This is a genomic window from Rhodococcus sp. P4_F3_2 (assembly GCF_056401335.1).
In genome coordinates this window covers 45009-70087 of the sequence record NZ_JBFUJN010000036.1, presented here as the reverse complement: position 1 = coordinate 70087, position 25079 = coordinate 45009, and the positions used below count along the sequence as shown (strand labels likewise).

Annotated in this window: 21 protein-coding genes; 6 read left to right on the top strand and 15 right to left on the bottom strand. The window is 63.3% G+C overall.

The genetic code is table 11. From position 1 onward, the window contains the following. Positions 1 to 52: 52 nt before the first annotated feature. From AC1DWA_RS27755 to AC1DWA_RS27745, 3 genes are read right to left on the bottom strand one after another with little or no spacing between them, the layout of a single operon-like run. Positions 53 to 1336: an SPFH domain-containing protein gene (locus AC1DWA_RS27755; RefSeq protein ID WP_477917336.1), complete on the bottom strand. Its 1284-nt coding sequence runs from the start codon at positions 1334 to 1336 to the stop codon at positions 53 to 55. Continuing rightward, the gene (locus tag AC1DWA_RS27750; RefSeq protein ID WP_003944877.1) at positions 1336 to 1767 is read right to left on the bottom strand and encodes an NfeD family protein; all 432 of its coding nucleotides are present in this window, start codon (positions 1765 to 1767) and stop codon (positions 1336 to 1338) included. The genes AC1DWA_RS27755 and AC1DWA_RS27750 overlap by 1 nt, the downstream gene beginning before the upstream one ends. 42 nt (positions 1768 to 1809) lie before the next feature. After that, positions 1810 to 2637 carry a DUF3097 domain-containing protein gene (locus AC1DWA_RS27745; protein ID WP_047888332.1) on the bottom strand — a complete coding sequence of 276 codons (828 nt, stop codon included), beginning with the start codon at positions 2635 to 2637 and terminating at the stop codon, positions 1810 to 1812. A 67-nt stretch (positions 2638 to 2704) separates the two neighbouring features. Here AC1DWA_RS27745 and AC1DWA_RS27740 point away from each other — a divergent pair, with 67 nt between their 5' ends. Then, positions 2705 to 3496, top strand: coding sequence for a hypothetical protein (locus AC1DWA_RS27740; protein ID WP_477846625.1), 792 nt, complete (start codon positions 2705 to 2707; stop codon positions 3494 to 3496). Here AC1DWA_RS27740 and AC1DWA_RS27735 read toward each other — a convergent pair. Both AC1DWA_RS27735 and AC1DWA_RS27730 read right to left on the bottom strand, forming a co-directional pair. After that, positions 3486 to 5252: an enoyl-CoA hydratase-related protein gene (locus AC1DWA_RS27735; RefSeq protein WP_477846626.1), complete on the bottom strand. Its 1767-nt coding sequence runs from the start codon at positions 5250 to 5252 to the stop codon at positions 3486 to 3488. The genes AC1DWA_RS27740 and AC1DWA_RS27735 overlap by 11 nt on opposite strands. Positions 5253 to 5433: 181 nt before the next feature. Further along, positions 5434 to 5925 carry a hypothetical protein gene (locus AC1DWA_RS27730; protein ID WP_019748429.1) on the bottom strand — a complete coding sequence of 164 codons (492 nt, stop codon included), beginning with the start codon at positions 5923 to 5925 and terminating at the stop codon, positions 5434 to 5436. Positions 5926 to 6002: 77 nt separating this feature from the next. Here AC1DWA_RS27730 and AC1DWA_RS27725 point away from each other — a divergent pair, with 77 nt between their 5' ends. Next, positions 6003 to 6344, top strand: coding sequence for a metallopeptidase family protein (locus AC1DWA_RS27725; protein ID WP_003944783.1), 342 nt, complete (start codon positions 6003 to 6005; stop codon positions 6342 to 6344). 599 nt (positions 6345 to 6943) lie between these two features. On the opposite strand, the gene AC1DWA_RS27720 is transcribed toward AC1DWA_RS27725, so the two are convergent. From AC1DWA_RS27720 to AC1DWA_RS27685, 8 genes are all read right to left on the bottom strand, one after another. Beyond that, the gene (locus AC1DWA_RS27720; protein WP_477917338.1) at positions 6944 to 7945 is read right to left on the bottom strand and encodes a ferrochelatase; all 1002 of its coding nucleotides are present in this window, start codon (positions 7943 to 7945) and stop codon (positions 6944 to 6946) included. Between the two features lie 84 nt (positions 7946 to 8029). Further along, on the bottom strand, positions 8030 to 8827 hold the full coding sequence (gene inhA, locus AC1DWA_RS27715) for an NADH-dependent enoyl-ACP reductase InhA (protein WP_003944803.1): 798 nt from the start codon (positions 8825 to 8827) through the stop codon (positions 8030 to 8032). Between the two features lie 54 nt (positions 8828 to 8881). After that, entirely contained in the window at positions 8882 to 9631 is a 750-nt protein-coding gene (gene fabG1 / locus AC1DWA_RS27710; protein WP_007727875.1) for a 3-oxoacyl-ACP reductase FabG1, read from the bottom strand. A gap of 70 nt (positions 9632 to 9701) precedes the next feature. Next, positions 9702 to 10682: a VWA domain-containing protein gene (locus tag AC1DWA_RS27705; protein ID WP_019748426.1), complete on the bottom strand. Its 981-nt coding sequence runs from the start codon at positions 10680 to 10682 to the stop codon at positions 9702 to 9704. Beyond that, positions 10679 to 11671: a DUF58 domain-containing protein gene (locus AC1DWA_RS27700; RefSeq protein WP_477917334.1), complete on the bottom strand. Its 993-nt coding sequence runs from the start codon at positions 11669 to 11671 to the stop codon at positions 10679 to 10681. Before AC1DWA_RS27700 ends, AC1DWA_RS27705 begins: the two co-directional genes overlap by 4 nt. Further along, on the bottom strand, positions 11668 to 12864 hold the full coding sequence (locus AC1DWA_RS27695; protein WP_019748425.1) for an AAA family ATPase: 1197 nt from the start codon (positions 12862 to 12864) through the stop codon (positions 11668 to 11670). The genes AC1DWA_RS27700 and AC1DWA_RS27695 overlap by 4 nt, the downstream gene beginning before the upstream one ends. Positions 12865 to 13014: 150 nt before the next feature. Then, entirely contained in the window at positions 13015 to 14562 is a 1548-nt protein-coding gene (locus AC1DWA_RS27690; RefSeq protein WP_029538107.1) for an NlpC/P60 family protein, read from the bottom strand. Between the two features lie 451 nt (positions 14563 to 15013). Further along, positions 15014 to 15604, bottom strand: coding sequence for an Rv1476 family membrane protein (locus AC1DWA_RS27685; RefSeq protein WP_019748422.1), 591 nt, complete (start codon positions 15602 to 15604; stop codon positions 15014 to 15016). A 456-nt stretch (positions 15605 to 16060) separates the two neighbouring features. Between AC1DWA_RS27685 and acnA the strand changes: the two genes are divergently transcribed. Beyond that, entirely contained in the window at positions 16061 to 19354 is a 3294-nt protein-coding gene (gene acnA / locus AC1DWA_RS27680) for an aconitate hydratase AcnA (protein WP_477917332.1), read from the top strand. 60 nt (positions 19355 to 19414) lie between these two features. Here the strand turns inward: acnA and AC1DWA_RS27675 are convergent, their stop codons facing one another. Continuing rightward, the gene (locus AC1DWA_RS27675; protein WP_477917330.1) at positions 19415 to 21046 is read right to left on the bottom strand and encodes an ABC-F family ATP-binding cassette domain-containing protein; all 1632 of its coding nucleotides are present in this window, start codon (positions 21044 to 21046) and stop codon (positions 19415 to 19417) included. Positions 21047 to 21175: 129 nt separating this feature from the next. On the opposite strand from AC1DWA_RS27675, the gene AC1DWA_RS27670 reads away from it, so the two are divergent. Beyond that, positions 21176 to 21961 carry an SDR family oxidoreductase gene (locus AC1DWA_RS27670; RefSeq protein ID WP_019748418.1) on the top strand — a complete coding sequence of 262 codons (786 nt, stop codon included), beginning with the start codon at positions 21176 to 21178 and terminating at the stop codon, positions 21959 to 21961. Between the two features lie 10 nt (positions 21962 to 21971). Further along, on the top strand, positions 21972 to 23102 hold the full coding sequence (locus AC1DWA_RS27665; protein ID WP_019748417.1) for a lycopene cyclase family protein: 1131 nt from the start codon (positions 21972 to 21974) through the stop codon (positions 23100 to 23102). A 15-nt stretch (positions 23103 to 23117) separates the two neighbouring features. On the opposite strand, the gene AC1DWA_RS27660 is transcribed toward AC1DWA_RS27665, so the two are convergent. Then, a complete protein-coding gene (locus AC1DWA_RS27660) occupies positions 23118 to 24089 on the bottom strand; it encodes an alpha/beta hydrolase (RefSeq protein WP_019748416.1) in 972 nt (323 codons plus the stop codon). Positions 24090 to 24238: 149 nt separating this feature from the next. Here AC1DWA_RS27660 and ku point away from each other — a divergent pair, with 149 nt between their 5' ends. Beyond that, positions 24239 to 25078 carry a non-homologous end joining protein Ku gene (ku, locus tag AC1DWA_RS27655; protein ID WP_181447556.1) on the top strand — a complete coding sequence of 280 codons (840 nt, stop codon included), beginning with the start codon at positions 24239 to 24241 and terminating at the stop codon, positions 25076 to 25078. The last annotated feature ends 1 nt before the right edge of the window (position 25079 follow it).

Below are 25079 nucleotides of genomic sequence, written 5' to 3'. Positions count from 1 at the left end.
GGCACTCATCACGTAGGTGATGAGTGCCCGTCCCGATTACTACGAGAGGCGCCTACCGGCGCTGGCCGCCCTCCGGCGGCTGATCCTGGTACGGGTACTTCTGCTGGAATTCTTCGCGTTCGGACGGCAGCGGTAGCTGACCGGGCCAAGGATTTTCACTCTGCTGCGGCAGCGCGGGATCTACGAATCCGGGCTGCTCGGGCGCACTTTCACGGAGGTGCCTGACCGCAGCTGCCGGATCTTCGACGGGAGTACGTGCAGCAACTTCAGCGGCGCGGACTGCTTCTGCGATAGCCGGATCGGATTTCGTTTCGAACCACTCCGCCACCTCAGCTGAATCGTCCTCAGGGTTGGGAAGATTCTCTTCGGCGGCCGGCGGCTCGTAACGGAAGACACCGTCCTGACCCTGTGCGCCAAGCGTTTTCGCAAATCCCTTCAGTGCGTCACCGAAGTCGCTGGGCACGAGCCACACCTTGTTCGCATCGCCTTGCGCCATCTGCGGCAACGTCTGAAGATACTGGTATGCAAGCAATTCCGGAGTCGGCTTACCGGACTTGATAGCAGCAAAAACCTTCTCGATGGCCTTGGCCTCGCCTTGGGCCTGCAAGTACTTGGCCGCGCGGTCACCTTGAGCCCGAAGAATCTGGGACTGACGCTCACCCTCGGCGTTGAGGATCGAGGCCTGCTTGTTGCCCTCGGCGGAAAGAATCTGGCTCTGCTTGGCACCCTCGGCTGTCTTGATAGCGGATTCGCGGTGGCCTTCAGCCGTCAGAATCATCGCGCGCTTCTCGCGGTCCGCCTTCATCTGCTTTTCCATCGACTCCTGGATGGAGGGCGGAGGATCGATGCTCTTGAGTTCGACGCGGGCCACTCGCAGGCCCCAGCGACCGGTCGCCTCGTCGAGGACACCACGAAGCTGACCATTGATGGAATCACGCGAGGTCAGCGTCTCTTCGAGGGTCATTCCGCCGACGACGTTTCGCAGCGTCGTGGTTGTCAACTGCTCGACGGCAGCGATGTAGTTGCTGATCTCGTACACCGCAGCTTGCGGATTGGTGACCTGGAAGTACACCACCGTGTYGATGGACAGTGTCAGGTTGTCCTGGGTGATCACCGGTTGCGGTGGGAAGGAGACCACCCGCTCACGAAGATCCACCTTGGCGCGCACACGATCGGCGAACGGGATCAAGAATGTGAGCTGACCGGACACCGTCTTCGAATACCTACCGAGCCGCTCGATCACCGCGGCTTCTGCCTGCGGTACCAGTGCTACCGACTTCGCGACCACCAAGATCACGAATAGCACCAACACACCGAGCACTATGAGTGCTGCCATTAAGGTCCCCTCCAGACGACTGCTGTTGCGCCGTTGATTTCCATCACCGTCACCTTGGTGCCCGGCGGGTACACCTCGGTGGTGTCGTACGGCCTGGCAGTCCACACCTCGCCGTCCAACTTGACCTGCCCGGAATGCTCGCCCACTTCTTCCAGAACCAGAGCGTGCTTACCTTCGAGTGCCTGAATTCCGGTCGGGGTCGGTGGCGGACTACCGAAGCGACGCAACATGATCGGTCGCACACCCAGGACGAGGGCGGCGGAGAACACTCCGAACATGACGGCGTCGACCCACACCGGGAAGTCGGTGACAGCACTGACACCGGCAGTAGCGAGCGCCCCACCRGCGAGCATCAGCAGGAAGAAATCCCCCACCAGCGCTTCGGCCCCGGCGAGCACCAGTGCTCCGATCAGCCAAATAAGTGCAGCCACAACACCATCTAACCAGAATGTGTGACCCAGGCCGCCGCTACGTCAGTTCGGCTCGGTAACGAAATCGACAAGTTGTTCGACGGCGCCGATCAAAGGAGCTTCCAGATCGCGGAAGCTCTCGACCGAGTTGTAGACCCGCCGCCAGCCCTCCTGAGGCGTCCCCCAGCCCAGTTCGCGGCAGATTCCCGTCTTCCAATCCTCGCCGCGTGGAATCTTCGGCCAGGAGGCGATTCCGACAGATTTGGGACGAACGGCCTCCCACACGTCGATGTACGGGTGTCCGGTCACCAACACGTTCGGGCCGAGGCCCTGAGTCAGTTGGGTTTCCTTGGAACCGGTGACCAGGTGGTCGACGAGGACACCGACACGGCGGCCGGGGCCCGGCCCGAATTCGGCAAGCCGCTCCCCCAGATTGTCGAGCCCTTCGAGATGTTCGACGACAACACCTTCGACGCGAAGGTCATGGCCCCACACCCGCTCGACGAGGGCAGCATCGTGTACTCCCTCCACCCAGATCCGGCTGGGCAGTGCCGTGCGTGCACGTAAGCCTTCGACTCGGGTCGAACCCGAAGCCGATCGTGCGGGTTTGGTGGACGCGGGCCTGGGGGCCGGGCGAACGAGGGTGACCGGTGAGCCGTCGATGAGGAAGGCCGCCTCGCGCATCGCGAACAACCGCGTCCGGGAACGCCCGTCCTCGAGTCGCACGAAATCGCCGTCGTACGTGCGCTCGAAACCGACAACCGCACCGCAGAATCCTGTCGCCGCATCCTCGACGACAAGATCACGTTCGGCCGCCACTTCAGGCGTCACGCGCTTCTGTTTGCGGGTATGACCCGCAAAAATGTCACCGTATCCGTTGCCACCGCTCACGCCGGATCACGCTAGGTCACAACGCCGGGGCCGCGCATGTCGCCACGCCGAACTAAACTTCACGGTCATGAGTTCTCCCAGCGCAACCCTCACCGTGTGGGCAGCGTCATGGCTCGCCGGCGACGCTGCGCCGGACGACGTCATCGACGCCCTTGCCGCGTGGGCGCCGATGCACCTGATCGGCGCCGCCGATGCGGAAACCGCGGTCCGCCACGATCTCGAGTGGCCGGGAGTCACGGCTTCGGGTGTGTCCACCCTGTTGAGAATCGCCCGCTCGGAGGCTGCTGAAGTCCGCCTGGTCCTTCCTACGGCCGGCGATGTACGTGGCCTGCCCACTGGCACCGAGTTCGCACGCGCTGCGATCGCAACGGGTGAAGGGATACAGATCGGCGCCGTCGGCAAGCCGGGAGTCGGCCTCGTGCCGTCGAAGGAAGGTCCGGACGTCTTGCGGTGGACGGTTTTCTCCATTCCCACTGTGGCGGGCAGCGCCGAATCGATCGGACTCCGTGAAGCCGAATACGAACTGCGCCAGGCTGTTCGGGACGCAGCGGAGGTGCTCGGCGGGCTTCCGACCGTAGCCACCGGAATGCCTGGGGGCGACGCTCGTACGCTGGTCGCCGAAGCGCTGAAGGCCCAGGCCGGGTACCGCTGGCCGTCGACACTGTCACCTCGGCATCTACAGGTGATCGACACCGCCGACAACGTGGCAGCCATTCTTACCGTCGCTGCGTCGGTCTCGACCAATCAGGCCCCGAGCGTGTCCACTGCGCAGAGGCGTGACGACCTGCTGCGACGACTGTGGGACGTCGTTCGCACTGCCCGTGTCGCGTCGGCGAACAGCGTGTCCATCAGAGCTTGAGCACGAAGTTCCGGCGTTTCTCGGCAAACCCGTTGCGGTCACCGAACATGTCGATCTTCATCTCTTCGAGCTCACGCTCCTCGTAGGGCTCCACCGGATCACGTTCCAGTCGAAGACGTTTGCGCTCCAGCATCGATTCCATCCGATCTCCTTCGAGCAAGTCGGTGGCGACCTCGTGCAACCACGCCTCGAACAGATCCGGCCGCCTGGGGCCCATCGCGTCGACAAGTCCGATGTCCAAGGCTCGACGGATACCGATCGCACTGCACTCGGCCAGCAGGCTGCGGGCCTGCTCCTCGCCGACCCGAGCCGGAAATGTGTACGTGTGCAGTTCCGAGCCGAACAGGCCCATCGTGGCGTAATGAGGATTGAGAACCACACCGTCCCTGGCCACGACTACGTCGGCTCCAAGCGGGAGCATGACCCCGCCGGCACCGGCGTTGCCCGTGAATGCCGCCACCACAACCTGTTCCGTACAGGTGACGATCGCTTTCGCGATCTCGTTGATGGCTTTGATGTTGGCCCACGCTTCTCCGGCTTGATCCGACGCGGCCTCGATGACGTTGAGGTGGATACCGTTGCTGAATCTGTCGTAGTCACCCGTCAGGACAAGGATCTTGGTGTCCTGCGCGATCGCCCAGCGGAGCCTGGCGGCCAGTCGGGCGCATTGCTTCGTACTCATCGCACCGTTGTAGAAGCGGAACGAGAGATATCCGATTTCGCCGTCGCGGTGATAGTCGGTCTCGGGGTAACGACTCTCCCAGACCTGTGGAACGAACACGTCCGGACGTACGACCGCGGTCGACGGAAGTTTGACATTGCCGGCGCCGACGAGCCGCGCATGTCCGATCCATACGGAGCCCGCACCGGTGGCGACACGTATCGCCTGGTGGAAGTACTCGACGATGGTGCCGGGCGCTGCATCGACGTGGGTATCGGGGTGAGCGTCGTAGACGTAGACCCGGTCGAGCCCCAACTGAACGGCGACGCCGGGAAACCCGTCGGCGGCGTTGACGGCGGGGACGATGCTCGACGCGTCTTCCTCCCAGCTGAAAACGCGATCGGCCTGTTTCATGCTGGGCCTCGATCGGGCCGATGCCACGGGCCGCGCAACTCGGTCCGATGGGATCGCCTGGAAGTCAGGAGTACGGAAATGTTCGACGACCTCCGTAATGCACTCCATCGCCGCGTCGGTGACTGCCTCGTTGTATACCGAAGATTTGGTTACACCGCTCTGGAGTTCGAATGTCCGCCACGCCCACACCGCTCCGGCATCGAGTTCCTCGGCGGCCTGCAACGCGGTCACTCCCCAGATCGGTTCGCCATCCGTTATCGCCCAGTCCAGCGACGACGGTCCGCGATCACCGGGCGGGCCGGGATGGATGATGATCGTTGTCCACCGCTGCCAAATAGATTCCGGTACATAGGCTTTCAGAAACGGGCAGATGATGAGATCAAAATCTCCCGCAGACGTCGCGGCCAGCACTGCGTCCGCGTCGGCGACGACGGCGGTGCGGACTTGGTGCCCCGCCTCGCGAAGAACAAGACCAGCCCGCTGCGAGAGACCATTGTCGGAGGTGACGAGAAGAAGCACGCTCAACGGTGGCGCGGAAGCCGCGCGTGGGCGTGAGCGCCGGAACAGTGCCGCCGTCGCCGCTCGCAGACGACCCCTGCCCGTTGCATCTTCGCGTAGCTTCGTCGTTGCTCCAGCGCTGGAAATAGCCACAGAAGTCGTGAGTGCGGCCGATTTGGGCATCGGTCTAACTTCGGGGGTCGAAACCATGGATTCCTGCTCGCATGCTCGGGTATCTGCAGCRCAGACCAAACTCCCCCCAGAGCAGGACCGACGCACCGATAGATTGATTGAGGTATTTAGGGACTTTATACCTACCGTCGGTTTGTTTCAATAGCTATTTTCAGGCAAACCGCTTGATCGGTCAACCCGCAGTCTTGTGATTGATCGCGATATGGCGGTCGATGCGAATATGTTCGTCCAGCGTCGGGTAGCGCAAACCGGTGTCCTGGCTGTACCCCTGACGGCGCAACCAATCCAGGACATCGCCCCAGAACCAGATCCCCCCGGCGACCGAGTTGTACGGAATCGGAAAGGGAGTGGCCGCCTGCCGGACCCCTCGCACCCATTGTCCGACAGCCTGCCTCGTCACTCCCGCACGGTCGGCAATGTCCTGACGTGACACCAAATCGGGATGCGTCCGCTGGGGACGCACGCCTGCAGCCACCAACTGGTCGACCACGGTGATAGCCGTCGTCGCCGCTCGCATACCTTCCGAGGTGAGCGTCAGCAACTGCAGTCCACGCCGGTCCTCGACCTTTCCGCCCAAGCTCTCTTCGATCGCCTGCTCTTGCGAGACTGTCAGCATCTGAACGATGAATGTGAATTCGTAACGGTGATAGAGGTCTTCGGCCACGCAATGAACATAGCCGTAAGCTGCACTGTTTCCACATGGACACACCCGGATCCCGCCCTCGCACGCACAATGGGCAGATGATCGACGTGGACGACAGTCAGTTCGAGGACATGGTCAAGCGGGCGCTCGACAGTCTGCCCCCGAAGTTGGGTGCGGAGATGGCCAACGTCGCGGTGACCGTTCAACTCGAAGGGGGACGACCGGGGTTGCTCGGGTTGTATCAGGGCATCCCACTGACCAAGAGAACCACCACGTACGCCGGCGTCCTCCCCGACCGCATCACGATCTACCGCAGGGCCATCTGTGCGATCTGCAGCACCGAAGACGAGGTGATCGAGCAAGTTCGCCGAACCGTGATCCACGAAATCGGCCACCACTTCGGGATCGGAGATCCCCGGTTGCGTGAACTCGGATGGTGACAACCGACTCATCTACAAGTCGGAAATCAGCTAGAGGTTGATAATCGGCGAATTGTCATGTCAGCTGTACCAAACCCGCAACAATTGAACACTTACAGGAGTTCGCATGGTCAATTTGATCCAGATCGCCCCGAAGAATGCCCCGACGTTTGCGATGAGCCGACAGAAGGCCGCCGAACTGCTGGGCATCTCGGTCGACAGCGTTGCGTTTCTCCTCAAGTCTCGCTATCTCCCGGATCTGGACGCCGGCCGGTTGATCTCGATGGCCAACCAACCCTGGTTGTACTCGGACGGCGACTTTCCCGTGCTGCAGCAAGGTGCATCCGAACTAGCACCGAAGAAGATGCTCCCCGCCCGTAAGTACATCGGCGAGAGCGCAATTCACTCCGACGCCGAATGCGTGGAAGCCAACCAGGGGCAGTGGGCGGGATTCAACGTCGACCATGTGCTCGGCGCCCGCTTCCTGCCTGTGACGCTGCGCAAGTTTCCGGTGTCGGTGCTGCAGATCCACGACGTCAACGACGATGACGAAGAACGAGTGTCATTTGTAGCGACCCTCGCCGGGCGAGTCCGCGAACTGGGGGCGCCCAAGCTCAACTTCATCGACCCGTCACTGAGCCCCGAGGATCGACAGATCGTCGAGGCTGCTCGGCGTCGGCCAGTTCCCGAACGAGCGTGGGCACCAGCTGCGCAAAACGCTGATCGCGGCCGGGTGTCGCTGCGCGCACGAAATCCATACCGAGTTCGGCCGCCTTGTCCTTGGCCTCGGTGTCCAGGTCCCACACCACTTCGAGGTGATCGGAGACGAAACCGACAGGACACACGATCACGGCGCGAACGTCCTTGGCGGACAGCGTATCCAGGTGATCACAGATGTCGGGGTCGAGCCACGGAACCTGCGGCGGGCCTGATCGCGACTGCCACACCAGATCAAAATCTTCGACGCCGACGGCCTCGGCAACCAACTTCGCAGCCTCGGCAACCTGTCGGCTGTAGAGGTTTCCGCCCTCTGCCGGCGGCCCTGCATTGCGGTCTGCGGCACTCGGGACCGAATGCGCCGTGAACACCAGGCGCGCGGTATCGCGAGTCGCTTCGGGCAACTCTGCGCGGGCCGCGCGCACACCGTCGGCGAACGCGCCGACGACGAGCGGATGGTCGTAGTACTGGCGAAGTTTTGTCAGCGTCGGTGCGCCGTCACCGACGGCTTCACGGGCACGGACGATGTCCTCGTGGTACTGCCGACACCCCGAGTAACCGCCCCACGCCGACGTGGCGAACACGGCGGCATTGCGGACACCGTCCTCGCGCATCTTGGCGACGGTGTCTTCGACCATCGGGTGCCAGTTGCGGTTGCCGAAGTACACGGGCAGGTCCACGCCGGCTGCTGCCAACTCACCTTCGACCCGTTCGATCAGGTCTCGGTTGAGCGCGTTGATGGGCGAAACTCCACCGAAATGCATGTAGTGCTCGACAACGGCGTCGAGCCGCTCCGGTGGCACTCCCCTACCGCGCGTGACGTTTTCGAGGAACGGTCGTACGTCTTCGGGTTTTTCGGGACCGCCGAACGACAAAACGAGAAGAGCATCGAACTGCATGTCCATACTTGCGGTCATGAGTTCAATCTTGCGTGATGCCGTTCGGCGGGGGTCACCCGGGTACTCACCTGTGTAGTAGAAGGGGTGCTACTAGCCGACCATCGCGTGGAAGCCGCCGTCGACGTAGATGATCGACGCGGTCGTGCCGGGCAACCAATCCGAGAGAACGGTGCAGACCGTTTTGGCGACCGGCTCGCGATCGTCGACGTCCCAGCCGATGGGCGCAGCACCGTCCCATGCGGTGTTCAGCTTGTCCAACTCCGCGCCCGGACCGGTGCTGTCGCCGGCAATGGCCTTGGCGGCCAGGGTCTTGATCGGGCCGGAGGACACCAGGTTCGAGCGGATGCCGCGGACGCCCACCTCTTTGGCCACGTAACGGTTGACGGCCTCGAGGGTTGCCTTGGAGACACCCATCCAGTTGTAGAAGGGCATTGCGCGTGCCGGATCGAAGTCCATTCCGACGATGGACGCGTTGTCGTTGAGCACCGGCAGCAAGGCCTTGGCCAGTGCGCTGTACGAGTATGCGGACACCTCGAGTGCGACCGCCACGTCTTCCCACGGCGCGTCCATGAACGGGCTTCCCAGGCAGGAGCGGGGAGCGAAGCCGATCGAGTGGACCACGCCGTCGATACCCTCGGGAGCCAGCTCGCGCACACGCTCGGCGAGAGATGCGAGATCCTCCGAGCTCTGGACGTTGAGCGAGATTGCCGGCGGCACGGGCTGCGGCAGTCGCTGGGCGATGCGATCGATGAGGCGCAGACGATCGAATCCGGTGATCAGCACCTTCGCACCCTGCTCCTGCGCGACCTTGGCCACGTGGAACGCGATCGACGAATCGGTGATGATGCCGGTGACAAGAATGGTCTTACCCTCGAGCAAACCGCCCATGAGATGTCCTCCTGATTTCAGACGTACGAGAAAGGTGTGTGTGCGAAAAGCGGGTCAGTGCCCCATGCCGAGTCCGCCGTCGACGGGGATGACTGCACCCGAGACGTATGCCGAATCGTCGGAGGCGAGGAAACTGACAACTGCTGCAACATCTTCCGGCTTTCCGGTCCGCTGCAACGGGATGAACTCGGTGGCCTTGTCCTTCACGTCGTCGCCCAGTGCTGCCGTCATGTCGGTCTCGATGAAACCCGGTGCGACGACGTTGGCGGTGATCGAACGCGAGCCGAGTTCCCTTGTCAGGGAACGAGCGATACCGACGATGCCTGCCTTGGACGCGGCGTAGTTGACCTGGCCGGCTTGTCCCGCCAGACCCACCACCGAACCGAGGAAGATGAAGCGTCCGAAACGCGCGCGCAGCATCGACCGGGTCGCACGCTTCGAGAGGCGGAACGTACCGGTGAGGTTCGCGTCGACGACGCTCGTGAACTGCTCTTCGCTCATTCGCATGATCAGTGTGTCGTCGGTGACGCCGGCATTGGCGACGATGACCTCGACCGGCCCCTGGTGCGCTTCGACCTCTTTGAATGCACGGTCGATCGACTCGGTGTCGGTGACGTCGCAAACGACGCCGAACAACCCTTCGGGGACACCGGAACCGCGGTGCGTGACGGCTACCTTGTGGCCGTCTGCGGCGAGCCGCTGAGCGACGGCCAAGCCGATTCCGCGGTTACCGCCGGTGACGAGCACCGAGCGCGGTGTGGTGACGGTCCGTTCGGAAACCACTGTCGTGGGAGGGGTAGACATGGCGATCAACCTATCAATTCTCTGCGGGCCGCGTACCAGCGGTATTTGGACAATTCGGAACTGCTCTCGATCAGGGCAGACGCTGCCTGCGTACCAGGGCAATCGTCAGACCAGCGGTCGCGAACACGACGCCGAGGACCAACCACGGTCGACTCGCATCGCCTCGTGTCGTCTCGAAACCGATCTGCTCTTCGAGCGTGTCGTACACCTGGCGCAGTTCTTCGAGGCTCGATGCCGTGAAGAAACTTCCGCCGGACAGGTTGGCGATCTCCTTCAGTGACGCATCGTCGACCGGGACGGGGATTCGGTCTCCTTCGATCTCGACTCGCCCGTATGTCGTTCCGAAGGAAATGGTCGAGATCGGAACACCCTTGTCCTTGGCCTGACGGGCAGCGGTGAATCCGCCCCGCGGATCGTCCGAGTTCTCGGGAACGGTCTGCTTACCGTCTGACAGCAACACGATGCGCGCCGGTGGCGCCTGATCGCTGCCGCCGAGAACAGCCGACAGCGTGTCGATCGACTGCAACGAGGTGAAGATCGCTTCGCCCGTCGCCGTTCGCTCACTGAGCTTGAGGTTGTCGATGGCGACCTTCGTCGCGTCACGATTCGTGGTGGGCGACACCAGAACCGAAGCGGTTCCGGCAAATGCGACCAACCCGAGGTTGATGCCGGGAGTCAGACCGTCGGCGAACGACTTCGCAGCTTCCTGCGCTGCTGCCAATCGCGTCGGCTCGACGTCGGTGGCCTGCATCGACAGCGACACGTCGATCACGAGGATCACCGTGGCACGGTTTCGCGGGACCTTCTTGTCTGCCGTCGGACCGGCAAGGGCGACGGTGAAGAACACCAATGCGACGACCATCAGAATCGCCGGAATATGACGCCACCGCCCGGGCCGCGAAGGCGCCACCTTCTCCAACAGTGCGAAGTTCGTGAACCGAAGTGTGTGCTTGGCTCGCTGCTTCTGTACGAGTACGTAACCGACCACCAACGCGGCGATGACAGCGAGGAACAGCAGCCACCACGGTGCGGTGAATTGAGAAAGACTCACGAACGAACGCCCCCAGTTCCGGCGCCGGCACCATAACTGTGGCGGCGTGCCGAGATGAATCTCACGACGTCGGCGATCCAGTCCCGATCGGTGTGCAGGGACATGAGCGGTGCGCCGCAACGACGTAGAGCTTGCCTGACCTCGACGCGGTGCTCGGCGGCGACTCTGGCGAAGTCGGCGCGCAGTTGCGGCGTCGTGGTGAATTCTCTCGTTCGACCGGACTCGGGATCGTGAAGCACCACGTCGCCGACGTCTGGCAGTTCGAGGTCACGCGGATCTACCACCTCGACGCCGAGCACGTCGTGCCGTCCCGAAATGGCGCGCAGCGAGCGTTCCCAGTCGATCGGCCCGAGGAAGTCGCTGATGACGACCGCGAGTCCGCGCCGACGCTGTGGACGTCTGAGCGCTTCGATCGCGCCGACCAGATCACCGCGAACCCCGTCCGGAGCGTGCGGAGTCGTCGCGATCTTGCGGAGCATCGCCTGTGCGTGAATGCGCCCACCGCGGGCCGGAATTCGAGTTGTCTGGGCGCCCGTCGAGATGATGGCGCCGACGCGGTTACCGCCCGAACTGGTCAGGTGAGTGATCGCCGCGGCTGCGGCGACAACCAGGTCACGCTTCTCGCATCCGGCGGTCCCGAAGTCGAGACTCGCAGACAGGTCGATGACAAGCCACGTCTCGAGCTCACGATCCGCGACCGACTGGCGCACGTGTGGGTGCGTCGTCCGCGCGGTCACGGACCAATCCATCTGCCGCACGTCGTCGCCCGGCTGATACTCGCGGGCGTCACCCGGTTCCGAACCCGGGCCGGGAATCAGGCCGAGGTGAWCGCCGTGCAGCACACCGTCGAGGCGACGACGAACCGTCAGCTCGAGGGTGCGCAGCGCAGCGGTGAGTTTGGGATCGCTGAGCTCGCCGGATCGGAACGACGGCGGAGAACCGGTGGATCCGGCGGGTGTCGCCTGGCCACCGTCGCGGCCTTCGGTCACTGCGGGCGACTCATCGTCTCAGCGGTCGCGATCGGCGCGCCGTTTCCCTGTGGATTGACTGTGCCCTGTGGATTCGCGGTGCCCTGTGCGTTGAACTGAGGTGCCTGCGGTGCGCCCTGCTGAGGCGGACCGGGAACGGTGGGAACCGGCCGCGCGGCGATCTGCGGCAGTCCGACGGTCTGCAGCACCCGGGCGATGACGGCGTCGGGAGTCACCTCGTCGGCCATGGCGTCGTAGGAAAGAACGAGGCGGTGGCGCAACACGTCCGGGATCACCTCGATGACGTCTTGCGGCACGACGTAGTCGCGGCCGCGGACGAGAGCGAGAGCCCGCGACGCGGCGATGATGCCGAGCGTCGCGCGGGGTGAGGCGCCGTACGCGATCCAGCCCGCGACGTCCTCGAGTCCGACCTCACGCGGCGTACGCGTAGCGGCGATGACCCGGACAACGTAGTCGACGAGCGCGTGGTGGACGAAGACGTTGCTGGCGACGCGTTGGAGCCTGACCAACTCCTCCGGACCGAGGATCTGGTGCGGCTCCGGGGCTGCCACACCCATCCGGTAGACGATTTCGCGTTCTTCCTCGACAGTCGGGTAGTCGACGAGGATCTTGAACAGGAAGCGGTCGCGCTGCGCCTCGGGGAGCGGATAGACACCCTCGTTCTCGATGGGGTTCTGCGTCGCCATCACCAGGAACGGATCGGGCATGTGGTACCGCTTGCCACCGATCGAGACGTGGCGTTCTGCCATCACCTCGAGGAGCGCGGACTGCACCTTGGCCGGGGCACGGTTGATCTCGTCGGCCAACACGAAGTTGGCGACGACGGGTCCGAGTTCGGTGTCGAACTCCTCGCGGCCCTGACGGTAGATGCGCGTGCCGATGAGGTCGGTTGGCACCAGGTCGGGGGTGAACTGGACGCGGGAGAACGAACCGCCGACGACCTTCGCGAAAGTCTCGACGGCCAGCGTCTTGGCGACACCGGGTACGCCTTCGAGGAGGACGTGCCCCTTGGCGAGAAGTCCGACGAGAATGCGCTCGACAAGCCGGTCCTGCCCGACGATGACTCGCTTGACCTCGTAGATCGCTCGTTCCAAGGTCTGAACGTCGGCTGCCAGGGAAGGTGCTGCTCCGTCCGCACTTCCGCTCGCCTTGCTTACGTCGACCGTTCCGACCGAATCTTCACGTGAGGTCACCAAGAATCCATCGCTTTCACCTAGAAAAGTACCGACAGTAACGTGTTCCCCGTCAACTATTCCAGGTAGTTGCGCTCGATGCCGTAACACCACGTCGGGAACTTGATAGTTCCCTGACAATGCGGGTGTCAGCGGCATTTCCTCTGACGGTCAGGACACCAGTCGGACGGCGTACGGCGTCATTCCGCCCCAGCGAACCGGGGAGACCATGACACTCGAACCGGATTGTGGTGCCTCGAGCATCTGCCCGTTACCGAGGTAGAGCGCCACGTGCTGGCTGGCGTTGGGGCCGTAGAAGATCATGTCGCCGCGTTTCATCTCCGAAGACGGAACCTGCGTGCCCGCGGTGTACTGATAGCCGGTGTAGTGCGGCAGCGAGATTCCGATGCCGGCGAAGGCGTAAATCATCAAGCCCGAGCAGTCGAACCCGACTTTGTTGAAGTCGCCGTAACTGTCGGCGACGCCGCCGTCACGGATGCCTCGCGTCGGACCGTTTTCGTCGCCTCCGCCCCAGGCGTACTGCACGCCGAGCTGAGACATTCCGCGGTCGATGACGGATTCGATTGCAGCGCTTCCGGTAACGGAAGGCTTCGGCGTGCTGGGCTTCGGCGTCGTCGGCTTGGGGGTGGTGGGCTTGGGCGTCGTGACCGTTTCCTCTTCGGTACCGGTCTCTTCGTCCGTGCCTGTTTCCTCTTCGGTACCGGTTTCCTCGTCAGTCCAGGTGTCGTCGTCGTCCGGGATGACGGTCGGAGTCGGGTCTTCCACAGCGGTGTGCGGACGCTGAGCCGCTGCCAGTGCTGCAGCTCGATCCTTGGCGGCCTGGTCGGCAGCTGCGCGGGCAGCAGCCTGTGCGGCAGCTTCCTTGGCGGCAGCTTCGAGAGCCTTCTGATGAGCTTCCTCGGCGCGACGCTGCTCGTCCCACGTCGCATACGCCTGGCGTTGGCCCTGCAAACCTGCGACTGCATTGCGGGCGGCGTCGAGCTGAGCCTGAGCGGAGTTCCGCTCGGCTTCGATCGCGGCCTTCTTGGCAACCTGCTGATCGAGAGCGTTGCGCGCGATCTGAATCGCCTGCTCGGCCAGATCCTTCAGTTGTGCCGCGACCTCGGCGGCGGCGTCGGCCTGCTGCTTTGCCTGGCGGGTCGCGGAGTCCTTGTTCGCCTGCTCGGTACGTGCTCGTTGGAGACCGTCAAGCACTGCGCTCTGCGTATTGGCGAGCAGTTTGAGGACCTGCGCGCGGTCGAGGACGTCGCCCGGGCCCTTGGCGTCGAGGAACGACGAGATGGACGCGGTGTTGGTGCCCTTGACGTAGCTCGAGCGTGCGTACTTGTCGAAGTCCGTCTGAGCGACCTCGATCTGCGCCGACGCGTCCTTAAGAGCTTGTTTGGTGACGCCGACGGCCTGCGCTGCGGTGTCTGCGGCGCCGCGAGCGTTCTGCAGATCCACGAGCGTCTTGTTGACGTCTTCACGCTTGATCGCAACTTCGTTGTCGAGTGCCGACAACTGTTCGTTGGCCGAGGCGACTTGATTGATGAGCGCGCTGACGGTGCCGACGCTCGACGAGACCTGCGAATCGGCCGCAGCGATGTCCGAGTCACTCGGATTCGGCGGCGGCGGTGGTACGGCCGAGGACATGGCGGGCGTACCGACGATCAGGGACCCGACAACGCCGACTCCGATGACCAGTTGCGCCAGGCGCATCGACTTACGGGAAGGACCACGACGGGACTCGCCGCCACGTGTTACTTGCCTCACAAATAACTCTCCCTCGCGTGTAACGCCACGGCCCGCTGGGTCGCCGATCCGTGCGGGGAGGGAATGCGCAGACCAAGCACCGGTCGCCCACAGCCCGAGAGCTGCTCGTCGACCTGGACGTGCCGTACGAACGCCACCGTCGACACCTCGAGAACAAGGCAACCGACAAGTACGCGTCGAACAACATCAGCCTGTCTGCGACACTTCTTCCCCAAAAAGTGCCAGTTGTACCGTACGACACTCAAGCGTTCTTTGGAAACTTTAGCCACAAATAACACAAACGGTATTTGAGCTGGTCGAATGGCATGCAGGTACCAAAAAGGGCAGGTACTCACCGCAAACAGCGGTGAGTACCTGTTTTCGACGAGTTACTGAAAATCTCGCAAAAGGACCAAGGTCAGACGGAATCGGCCCGGTGGTCGGAAGATGTCGCCGTTTCTGAAGTCGAGGCGACATGTCTGGTTTGCGCGTTTTCCGGCTCTCGCCGCCACTTGACGGCAAAGGTAATTCCGGCAATAACCGCAACCAGTGCGATGACAAGGACCGTGTAAAGCGTCCACGGCGGACCCGGCGCCACGATCTCGTGCGAGAAGCGGTCCGCGGTCACGCTCGCGCTTTCTCCGAAAGATCGGTCCTGCGCGGTTTCGAGCTGCACGCGACTGATCGAGTCGCTGTAGCTACCCATCCAGTCTGGGCTCAGAACGAGAACCGTGCCGCCTTCGGTTTTGCCGACCGTCGTGGCCAGGTCGCGAAGATCGGAAGGCCGGCCCGGATTTGCGTCGACCACCACGACGCTCAAGTCGACACCACGTTCACGGGCGTCGGTCACCACCGCAGTCAGCCCCACAACATCGGACTCCGGGGCGGAGACGCCGTCCGTCGAAAGGTCCGCGAGCACGTCGTCGAGATCGACATCCGACGGAACAGCGACGTGCAACGGGGACTTCACGTGCACAGGCGCAAAAGCGTGATTGGTAGGAGCAGACATCTCTCATCCGGGTGCTGTTCGGATTCCGTCCACCGCTGAGATGCGGGGAGTTCTTCCGAGGTCGTTTGTCGGCGGCCGACCCGCGACGGGCCTGCATGCAGCCTACTTCAGGTCGACTGCCACCAGGCGTCACACGCAACCGCCGCGCGTGCCGCCCGAGCGGTAACTGTGGGTGTGGTCACCCAGCCAAGCCTGCGTTGCGCAGGCCCGCAGTCTGCACGAAGATTGTTTCGGTCAACTTGCCCTGAATTCTCACAGGACAAGCGTACTGTTAGACTTGGACCAAGAGGTACCACCGGTCAGGACAGGTTCTACTGCAGCTCCGATGTTCGGACAGTTCTCACGCGAACTGTGCGATTGGCGTGAGCTACGGAGGATCTTCCCGGCCGAAGTACCTCGCTTCAGCTGCCGACACAGCCCCGTCGGTAGCGACCCTCATAGACGAGTGGAGCAGACGTGAGCACCAGTATCGATTCATTCGGAGCCAAGGGAACCCTCGAGGTCGGTGAGAACTCTTACGAGATCTTCCGCCTCTCGGCCGTCCCCGGCACCGAGAAATTGCCCTATTCCTTGAAGGTTCTCGCCGAGAACCTTCTCCGCACCGAAGACGGTGCCAACATCACCGCGGATCACATCCGCGCAATCGCGAGCTGGGATCCCTCAGCCGAGCCGAGCATCGAAATCCAGTTCACGCCTGCCCGCGTGATCATGCAGGACTTCACCGGCGTTCCTTGCATCGTCGACCTCGCCACCATGCGTGAGGCCGTCACCACCCTCGGCGGCGACCCGAACAAGGTCAACCCGCTCTCCCCCGCCGACATGGTCATCGACCACTCGGTCATCCTCGACGTCTTCGGCCAGGCCGACGCACTCGAGCGCAACGTCGACCTCGAATACGAGCGCAACGGCGAGCGTTACCAGTTCCTCCGTTGGGGCCAGGGCGCATTCGACGACTTCAAGGTCGTCCCCCCGGGAATGGGCATCGTTCACCAGGTCAACATCGAGTACCTGGCGCCCACCGTCATGTCCCGTAACGGACAGGCATACCCCGACACCTGTGTCGGCACCGACTCGCACACCACGATGGTCAACGGCCTCGGCGTGCTCGGCTGGGGCGTCGGCGGCATCGAGGCCGAGGCAGCAATGCTCGGCCAGCCCGTCTCCATGCTGATCCCCCGCGTTGTCGGCTTCAAGCTCTCCGGTGAGATCAAGCCCGGCGTCACCGCAACCGACGTCGTGCTCACCGCCACCGAGATGCTCCGTAAGCACGGCGTCGTCGGCAAGTTCGTCGAGTTCTACGGCAACGGTGTTGCCGAGGTTCCGCTCGCGAACCGCGCAACGCTGGGCAACATGAGCCCCGAATTCGGTTCCACCGCAGCGATCTTCCCGATCGACGCCGAGACCATCGAGTACCTGCGCCTCACCGGCCGCAGCGACGAGCAGCTCGCTCTCGTCGAGGCGTACGCCAAGGAACAGGGCCTGTGGCACAACCCCGACAAGGAACCCGTCTTCTCGGAGTACATCGAGCTGGATCTGGGAACCGTTGTTCCCTCGATCGCCGGCCCGAAGCGCCCGCAGGACCGAATCCTGTTGTCGGAGTCCAAGACTGCGTTCCGCAAGGACATCCACAACTACGTGGAAGAGAACTACCCGACCGAGCACACCCAGCTCGACGAGGCCGTCGAAGAGTCCTTCCCGGCTTCCGATCCCGCGGTTCTGTCGTTTGCCGACGACGGAGCGGTCGACGTTCTCTCTGCTGCCAACGGTGCAGAAGGCCGTCCGAGCAAGCCGGTCGTCGTCAAGTCCGACGCCGGTGAGTTCGTTCTCGACCACGGCGCCGTCGTTGTTGCAGGTATCACCTCCTGCACCAACACGTCCAACCCGTCGGTCATGCTCGGTGCTGCACTGCTCGCACGCAACGCCGTCGAAAAGGGCCTCGCCACCAAGCCGTGGGTCAAGACCAACATGGCTCCCGGTTCGCAGGTCGTCACCGATTACTACGAGAAGGCCGGCCTGTGGCCGTACCTCGAGAAGCTCGGTTACTACCTCGGCGGTTACGGCTGCACCACGTGCATCGGTAACACCGGACCCCTGCCCGAGGCAGTCTCGAAGGCCATCAACGACAACGACCTCTCGGTCACCGCGGTGCTCTCGGGTAACCGTAACTTCGAGGGACGTATCTCCCCCGACGTCAAGATGAACTACCTGGCTTCCCCGCCACTCGTGATTGCATACGGCCTCGCCGGAACCATGGACTTCGACTTCGAGACCGATTCGCTCGGTAACGACACCGACGGAAACCCCGTCTACCTCAAGGACATCTGGCCGTCCACGCAGGAAATCGAAGAGACGATCAAGTCCTCGATCGACCAGGACATGTTCCGCAAGTCGTACGCAACCATCTTTGCGGGCGACAGCCGCTGGCAGAACCTCGAAACCCCGAAGGGTGACACCTTCGAGTGGGACGTGAACTCCACCTACGTGCGGAAGCCACCTTACTTCGACGGCATGACGATGGATCCGGCTCCGGTCAAGGACATCAAGGGCGCTCGCGTCCTCGCACTGCTCGGCGACTCGGTCACCACCGACCACATCAGCCCGGCAGGTCCGATCAAGGTCGGTACCCCCGCTGCGCAGTACCTCGACTCCCACGGCGTCGAGCGTGCGGATTACAACTCGCTCGGCTCGCGTCGCGGTAACCACGAGGTCATGATTCGCGGAACGTTCGCGAACATCCGTCTGCGTAACCAGCTCCTCGACGACGTCTCCGGTGGTTACACCCGCGACTTCACGCAGGAAGGCGCACCGCAGGCATTCATCTACGACGCGTCGCAGAACTACCAGGCAGCCGGCATCCCGCTGGTCGTCCTGGGCGGCAAGGAGTACGGCTCCGGATCCTCGCGTGACTGGGCAGCCAAGGGCACCAGCCTGCTCGGCGTCAAGGCCGTCATCACCGAGTCGTTCGAGCGCATCCACCGCTCCAACCTCATCGGCATGGGCGTCGTCCCGCTGCAGTTCCCGGTCGGCGAGTCCGCAGGTTCGCTCAAGCTCGACGGCACCGAGACCTTCGACATCGAAGGCGTCGAGAAGCTCAACGAGGGCGTCACCCCGAAGACCATGAAGGTCACGGCGACGCGCGAGAACGGCGAGAAGGTCGTGTTCGCGCGAGACGAGGACAACAACGTGCCCAAGGTCAGTGAAGACCATCTCGCGGCACGGCGCAGTCAGATCCTTGACGGCGCCCGCCGCTGCTTTGCGGAATACGGCTACGACGGCGCCACAGTTCGCCGTCTCGAAGAAGTCACCGGTTTGTCCCGAGGAGCGATCTTTCATCACTTCAAGGACAAGGACGGCCTGTTCCTYGCTCTCGCAAGCGAGGATGCGAGCCGGATGGCAGATGTCGTCGCCGAAGAGGGCCTCGTCCAGGTCATGCGGGACATGCTCGCGCAGCCCGATCAATTCGATTGGCTGGGAACGCGACTGGAGATAGCGCGTCGACTGCGCAATGACGCCGACTTCCGCGAGAAGTGGTCACAGCGCTCCGTAGAACTGACGGAAGCGACCAGTGCGCGCCTCGCCAGACAGAAATCGGCCGGTCGGCTCCGTGACGACGTTCCCACCGAAATTCTGATCGGATACCTGGATCTGGTGATGGACGGCCTGGTCGCGAGAATCGCCTCCGGCCACGGCGTCGACAACCTGTCAGCGGTTCTCGATCTGGTCGAGGAATCGGTGCGGCGGCGAGATTGAGGGGCTTCGCCCCTGTGAGTGGTTGAGGAGTGCGGGGACTCCCTAACCACTCACAGGGGGTTAGGCGAGCTGGATCAGCTCGAGGTATTCCTGCGACCAGTGGTCCTCGTTGCCGTCGGGCAGGAGGATGACCCGCTCGGGGTTGAGTGCCTCGGCAGCGCCCGGATCGTGGGTGACCAGGACGACGGCACCGGTGTAGCTGCGGAGCGCGTCGAGCACCTGCTCGCGTGAGATCGGGTCCAGGTTGTTGGTGGGCTCGTCGAGAAGCAGAACGTTGGCAGCGGACGACACCAGACCGGCCAGAGCCAGACGCGTCTTTTCACCACCCGAGAGCGTTCCGGCCGGCTGTTCGAGCTGTGGGCCGGTGAACATGAAGGCACCGAGCAGAGAACGCAGCTCCTGCTCCCCTGTATCCGGCGCAGCGTGGCGGATGTTCTCCCACACGGACGCGTCGTCGTCGAGGGTGTCGTGCTCCTGAGCGAAGTAGCCGACCTTGAGTCCGTGACCGGCGATCAGCTCACCCGCGTCCGCCTTCTCCGCGCCCGCGAGGATGCGGAGCAGTGTGGTCTTACCTGCACCGTTGAGTCCGAGGATAACCACACGAGACCCACGATCGATCGCGAGATCGACACCGGTGAAGATCTCGAGCGAGCCGTACACCTTGGTGAGGTTCTTGCCCATGAGCGGAGTCTTGCCACAAGCGGCGGGCTCGGGGAAACGAATCCGCGCAACCTTGTCCGAGACACGTTCTGCATCGAGGTTCGCCATCAACTTGTCGGCTCGCTTGGCCATGTTCTGAGCCGCGACGGCCTTGGTTGCCTTTGCACCCATCTTCGCTGCCTGAATCCGCAGCGCACCGGCCTTCTTCTCGGCGTTCGCGCGCTCGCGGCGACGACGCTGCTCGTCCGTGGCACGAGCGTCGAGGTACTTCTTCCAGTTCATGTTGTAGACATCGGCCTCACCGCGGACGGCATCGAGGAACCACACACGGTTGACGACGTCGTTGAGCAGGTCGACGTCGTGACTGATGACCACCAGTCCGCCCTCGTGGTTCTGGAGGAATCCACGCAGCCAGGTGATGGAGTCGGCGTCGAGGTGGTTGGTGGGCTCGTCGAGCAACAGAGTGGTGTCCGAGCGGGCACCGCTGCCGTCGGAGGCGGCAAAGAGGATTCGCGCCAATTCGACACGACGACGCTGACCGCCGGACAGCGTGCTGAGCGGCTGCCCGAGAACGCGGTCTTCGAGGCCGAGGCTGCTGGTGATACGTGCAGCTTCGCTCTCGGCTTCGTATCCGCCGAGGGCCGAGAATCGATCCTCGAGCTGGCCGTACTTCTTGACCGCGCGGTCCTGAGATTCCTGATCGAGCACCTCGCCCATCAGGATCTGCTGCTTCTCCATCTCGCGGAGCATCGTGTCGAGGCCGCGGGCAGAGAGAACCCGGTCCTTGGCGAGGATGCTCAGGTCGCCCTCTTTGGGGTCCTGCGGGAGGTRTCCGAGTTCACCGGTGCGTACGACGCTTCCCGCATATGCCTCACCTTCACCGGCGAGGATGCGCAGAGTGGTCGTCTTTCCGGCACCGTTACGTCCGACGAGTCCGATCCGGTCGCCCGGCTGGATGCGCAGCGAAGGCCCGGGAGCTGTGAGAAGGGTGCGGACACCGGCACGAACTTCGAGGTCAGTGGCGGTAATCAAGCAAACTCCTCAGGAAAAACGACGAATACGGGTAAACAATGCCTGACTACAGACACAAGAACTATCGATTTTACCGTGACCTGACGGTCGTTCCGACCAGGAGCGTGTGAGTCCGCTAACGTTCGGGACATGACTAGCGAAAACAGCACTCGTCCTCGCGACCTCGAAGGCCGCGCCGCCATCGTCACCGGCGCAAGTCGCGGAATCGGCAAAGCTGTCGCCGCCGAACTCCTCGCTCGCGGCGCCGACGTCTTGATCACAGCCCGCAAGCCGGAGCCCCTCGAGGCCGCTGCATCCGAACTGTCCGATCTGGGGCACGGCGGCAAGGTCGTCGCATTCGCGGGCAACGCAGCCGATGCCGAGGCCCGATCCGGTGCCGTCGACCGCGCCGTCGCCGAGTTCGGTTCGCTCGACATTCTGGTCAACAACACCGGAATCAATCCCGTCTTCGGTTCGCTCATGGAGGCGGACCTCGACGCCGTGCGCAAGATCTTCGACGTGAACGTGGTTGCCGCCCTCGGTTACGTCCAACAAGCACATCGGGCGTGGATGGGCGAACACGGTGGAGCCGTCGTGAACCTGGCAAGTGTGGCCGGGATCCGATCGACGGGCGTCATCGCGGCGTACGGCGCGTCGAAGGCTGCGCTCATCCGGTTGACGGAAGAACTGGCCTGGCAACTGGGACCGAAGATTCGTGTCAATGCCGTAGCTCCCGGGATCGTCAAGACGCAGTTCGCGGCAGCACTGGTCGCTGCCGGCGAGGACAAGGCGTCGGCGGGCTACCCGATGAAGCGGCTCGGCACCCCCGAGGACGTTGCCGGCTTGGTCGGCTTCCTCGTCTCCGACGCGGCGGCATGGATCACCGGCGAAACGGTCCGGGTCGACGGCGGTCTGCTCGCAACGGGATCGATGTAGTGCGCCGATCATGAGCACACTCGACTCCTCCGCCGACGTGGTGATCGTGGGCGGAGGGCCGGCGGGGCGGGCACTCGCGACGCGCTGTATCGCCCGGCAACTCACTGTTGTCGTTGTCGATCCGCATCCTCATCGGGTGTGGACGCCGACGTACTCGGTGTGGGCAGACGAGCTGCCGTCGTGGCTGCCGGACGAGGTGATCGCGAGCCGAATCGAACGCCCGAGCGTGTGGACCAGCGGGCAGAAAACGCTTGATCGCATCTATTGCGTATTGAATACATCTTTACTGCAATCATTTCTCTCCCACACATCCATAAAGGTCAGAGGCTTACGCGCTCAAACACTGTCCACCACCACCGTCGTGTGCGTGGACGGATCGCAGCTGACGGGATCCGTCGTCGTCGACGCCCGAGGCACCGATCTGGCAGTGACAACCGCGCAGCAGACGGCCTTCGGAATGATCGTGGACCGAGCTCTGGCCGATCCGATTCTGGGCGGCAGCGAGGCCTGGTTCATGGACTGGCGAACAGACAACGGCACCTCCGACGCCGACACTCCGTCGTTTCTCTACGCGGTCCCGCTCGACGACGAGCGAGTCCTCCTCGAGGAGACCTGCCTCGTCGGCCGGCCGGCGTTGGGGTTGCGTGAACTCGAAACACGTCTGCGCACCCGACTTCACAATCGGGGCTGCGAAGTCCCCGACGACGCGCCGGTCGAGCGAGTCCGTTTTGCGGTCGAAGGCCCGAGGGACTCGTCCCCGGACGGTGTCCTCCGGTTCGGCGGGCGAGGCGGTCTGATGCATCCGGGAACCGGATACAGCGTTGCCTCCTCACTCGCCGAGGCCGACACTGTCGCGAAAGCAATCGCCGACGGTGAGGATCCGAACGCGGCACTCTGGCCTCGCTCGGCCAAGGCGGTATCCGCTCTCCGCCGCGTTGGTCTGAACGCACTTCTCACCCTCGACTCGGGCGAAGTCACCACATTCTTCGACAAGTTCTTCGATCTACCGGTCGAGGCTCAGCGGTCATACCTTTCCGATCGGCGGGACGCGGCCGCGACGGCGAAGGTGATGGCAACACTGTTCCGATCGTCACCGTGGCACGTCAGAAAGACGTTGATGCGCGCGCCGTTTTTCCGGTGACTAGATCCGCACCGACTACTGCGCTGCCATCGAGCTGGCGATCATCGGCCAGGAGTTGTGGAGGTCGTCCTGCCAGTAACCCCACGAGTGGGTTCCGGTCGGCTTGAAGTCGAAGGTCGCGGGGATGCCCAGTGCGTTCAGTCGGTCCGCCAATCCGTGTGTGCACCCGTTGACCGCGGATTCGATGATGCCGCCGACGATGATCTGATTCAGGAGTGCTCCGGGGTTTCCGTTCACATCGGGCGCCTGAAGGTTGTCGTGCGGACCTGGCAGCCCGGATCCGGTGGAGACGTACAGTTCGGTCCCCCGCAACTTCTCCGCGTTCACGACGGGATCGTTCTCGCGCCATCCCGGACCGTCGAACGGTCCCCACATGTTTGTCGGATCAGCGCCACCCCGCGCACCGACCACCAGTCGCACGTAGTCCTGACCCGGCTGGGTGGAAGTCTCCGCGCACCCRCTGTAGGCCCCGACACTCCGATACAGCCCTGGGGCTGAGATCGCGAGATTGAGTACCGAGGTCGCGGTCATCGAGATCGCCGCGATGGAGTTGACCCCGTTGGTACCGAACTGCGCATCGATGACTGGCGGCAGTTCGCGAGTGAGGAACGTCTGCCACTTGTTGCGTCCGAGTACGGGATCGTCCTTCTGCCAGTCGGTGTAGTAGCTGAACGCTCCTTCCAGCGGCGTCACGACGTTGACGTTCTTGTCGGCGAAGAAGTCCAGGACATCGGTCCGTCCTTCCCACGTCGCACTGTCCTCGCCACCACCGGCGCCGTTGAGCAGATACAACGTGGGCCGTGGGGCGCTCGTGTCGGCGGGGAGGATCACCTCGAGTGGAATGTCGCGGCCCATCGCATCGGAGTGGACGCTGATGGTTACGGTGCGTGCCGGATCTGCGTTCGCGGGCCAAGGCGCAAACAGCAGTGGAACCAGTGAAATTGCCAGCGCTGCTGCTACGCGTCGACGGTAGGTTCGGATACTCATCGGAGTATGCCCCCAGGTGTGCGAGTCGGATTCTCGGAGCGGATACCCGCTCGCCGCGCCTCGAACCGGCCCACCCGGACGCAACGGTTCGGGATCAACCGTGAGCGTTTGCCTCGCGCAATCGGCTGGGGGCGACCATCATGGGAGGCATGCGCTCGATTTGGAAAGGCTCGATAGCCTTCGGTCTGGTCAACGTTCCGGTCAAGGTGTACTCGGCGACCGAGGACCACGACATCCGATTTCACCAGGTCCATGCAAAAGACGGTGGCCGCATCAAGTACAACCGTGTGTGTTCCGAGTGCGGAAACACGGTTCAGTTCGCGGACATCGACAAGGCGTACGACTCGGAAGACGGATCGCGCGTCATCTTGAGCGACGAGGACTTCAACAAACTCCCGGCCGCGGAGAAGCACGAGATTCCGGTGCTGGAATTCGTGCCGAACGATCAGATCGATCCGATCTTGTTCGAGAAGAGTTACTTCCTCGAACCGGATTCGGCGTCGCCGAAGGCGTACGTCCTGCTTTCGACTGTGCTCACCGAGAGTGATCGAACGGCACTGGTGCATTTCACTCTGCGACAGAAGACGCGCCTGGCCGCGATGCGCGCTCGCGACGGCGTCCTCGTGATCCAGACGTTGCTGTGGCCCGACGAAGTTCGCGCAGCAGAGTTCCCTTCGCTCGACGACGTGGAGAAGCCGAAGGCCAAGGAACTGAAGATGGCGCAGACGCTCGTCGAGAGCATGGCGGGCGATTTCGATCCGACCGAGTTCACCGACGACTACCAGCTCCAACTGCGGCAGTTGCTCGACGAGATGATCGAGAACGGCGGCAAGAAGGTCATCCCCGCCGCCGAGGTCGACCAAGAGGGCACCGATGCAGAGGTGGTCGACCTCGTTGCCGCACTGCAGCGCAGTGTGGACGAAGCGAAGTCGAACGCCTCCAAGGCCGGCTCGTCGAAGTCGACGGCGCCGAGGAAGAAACGAGCCTGAG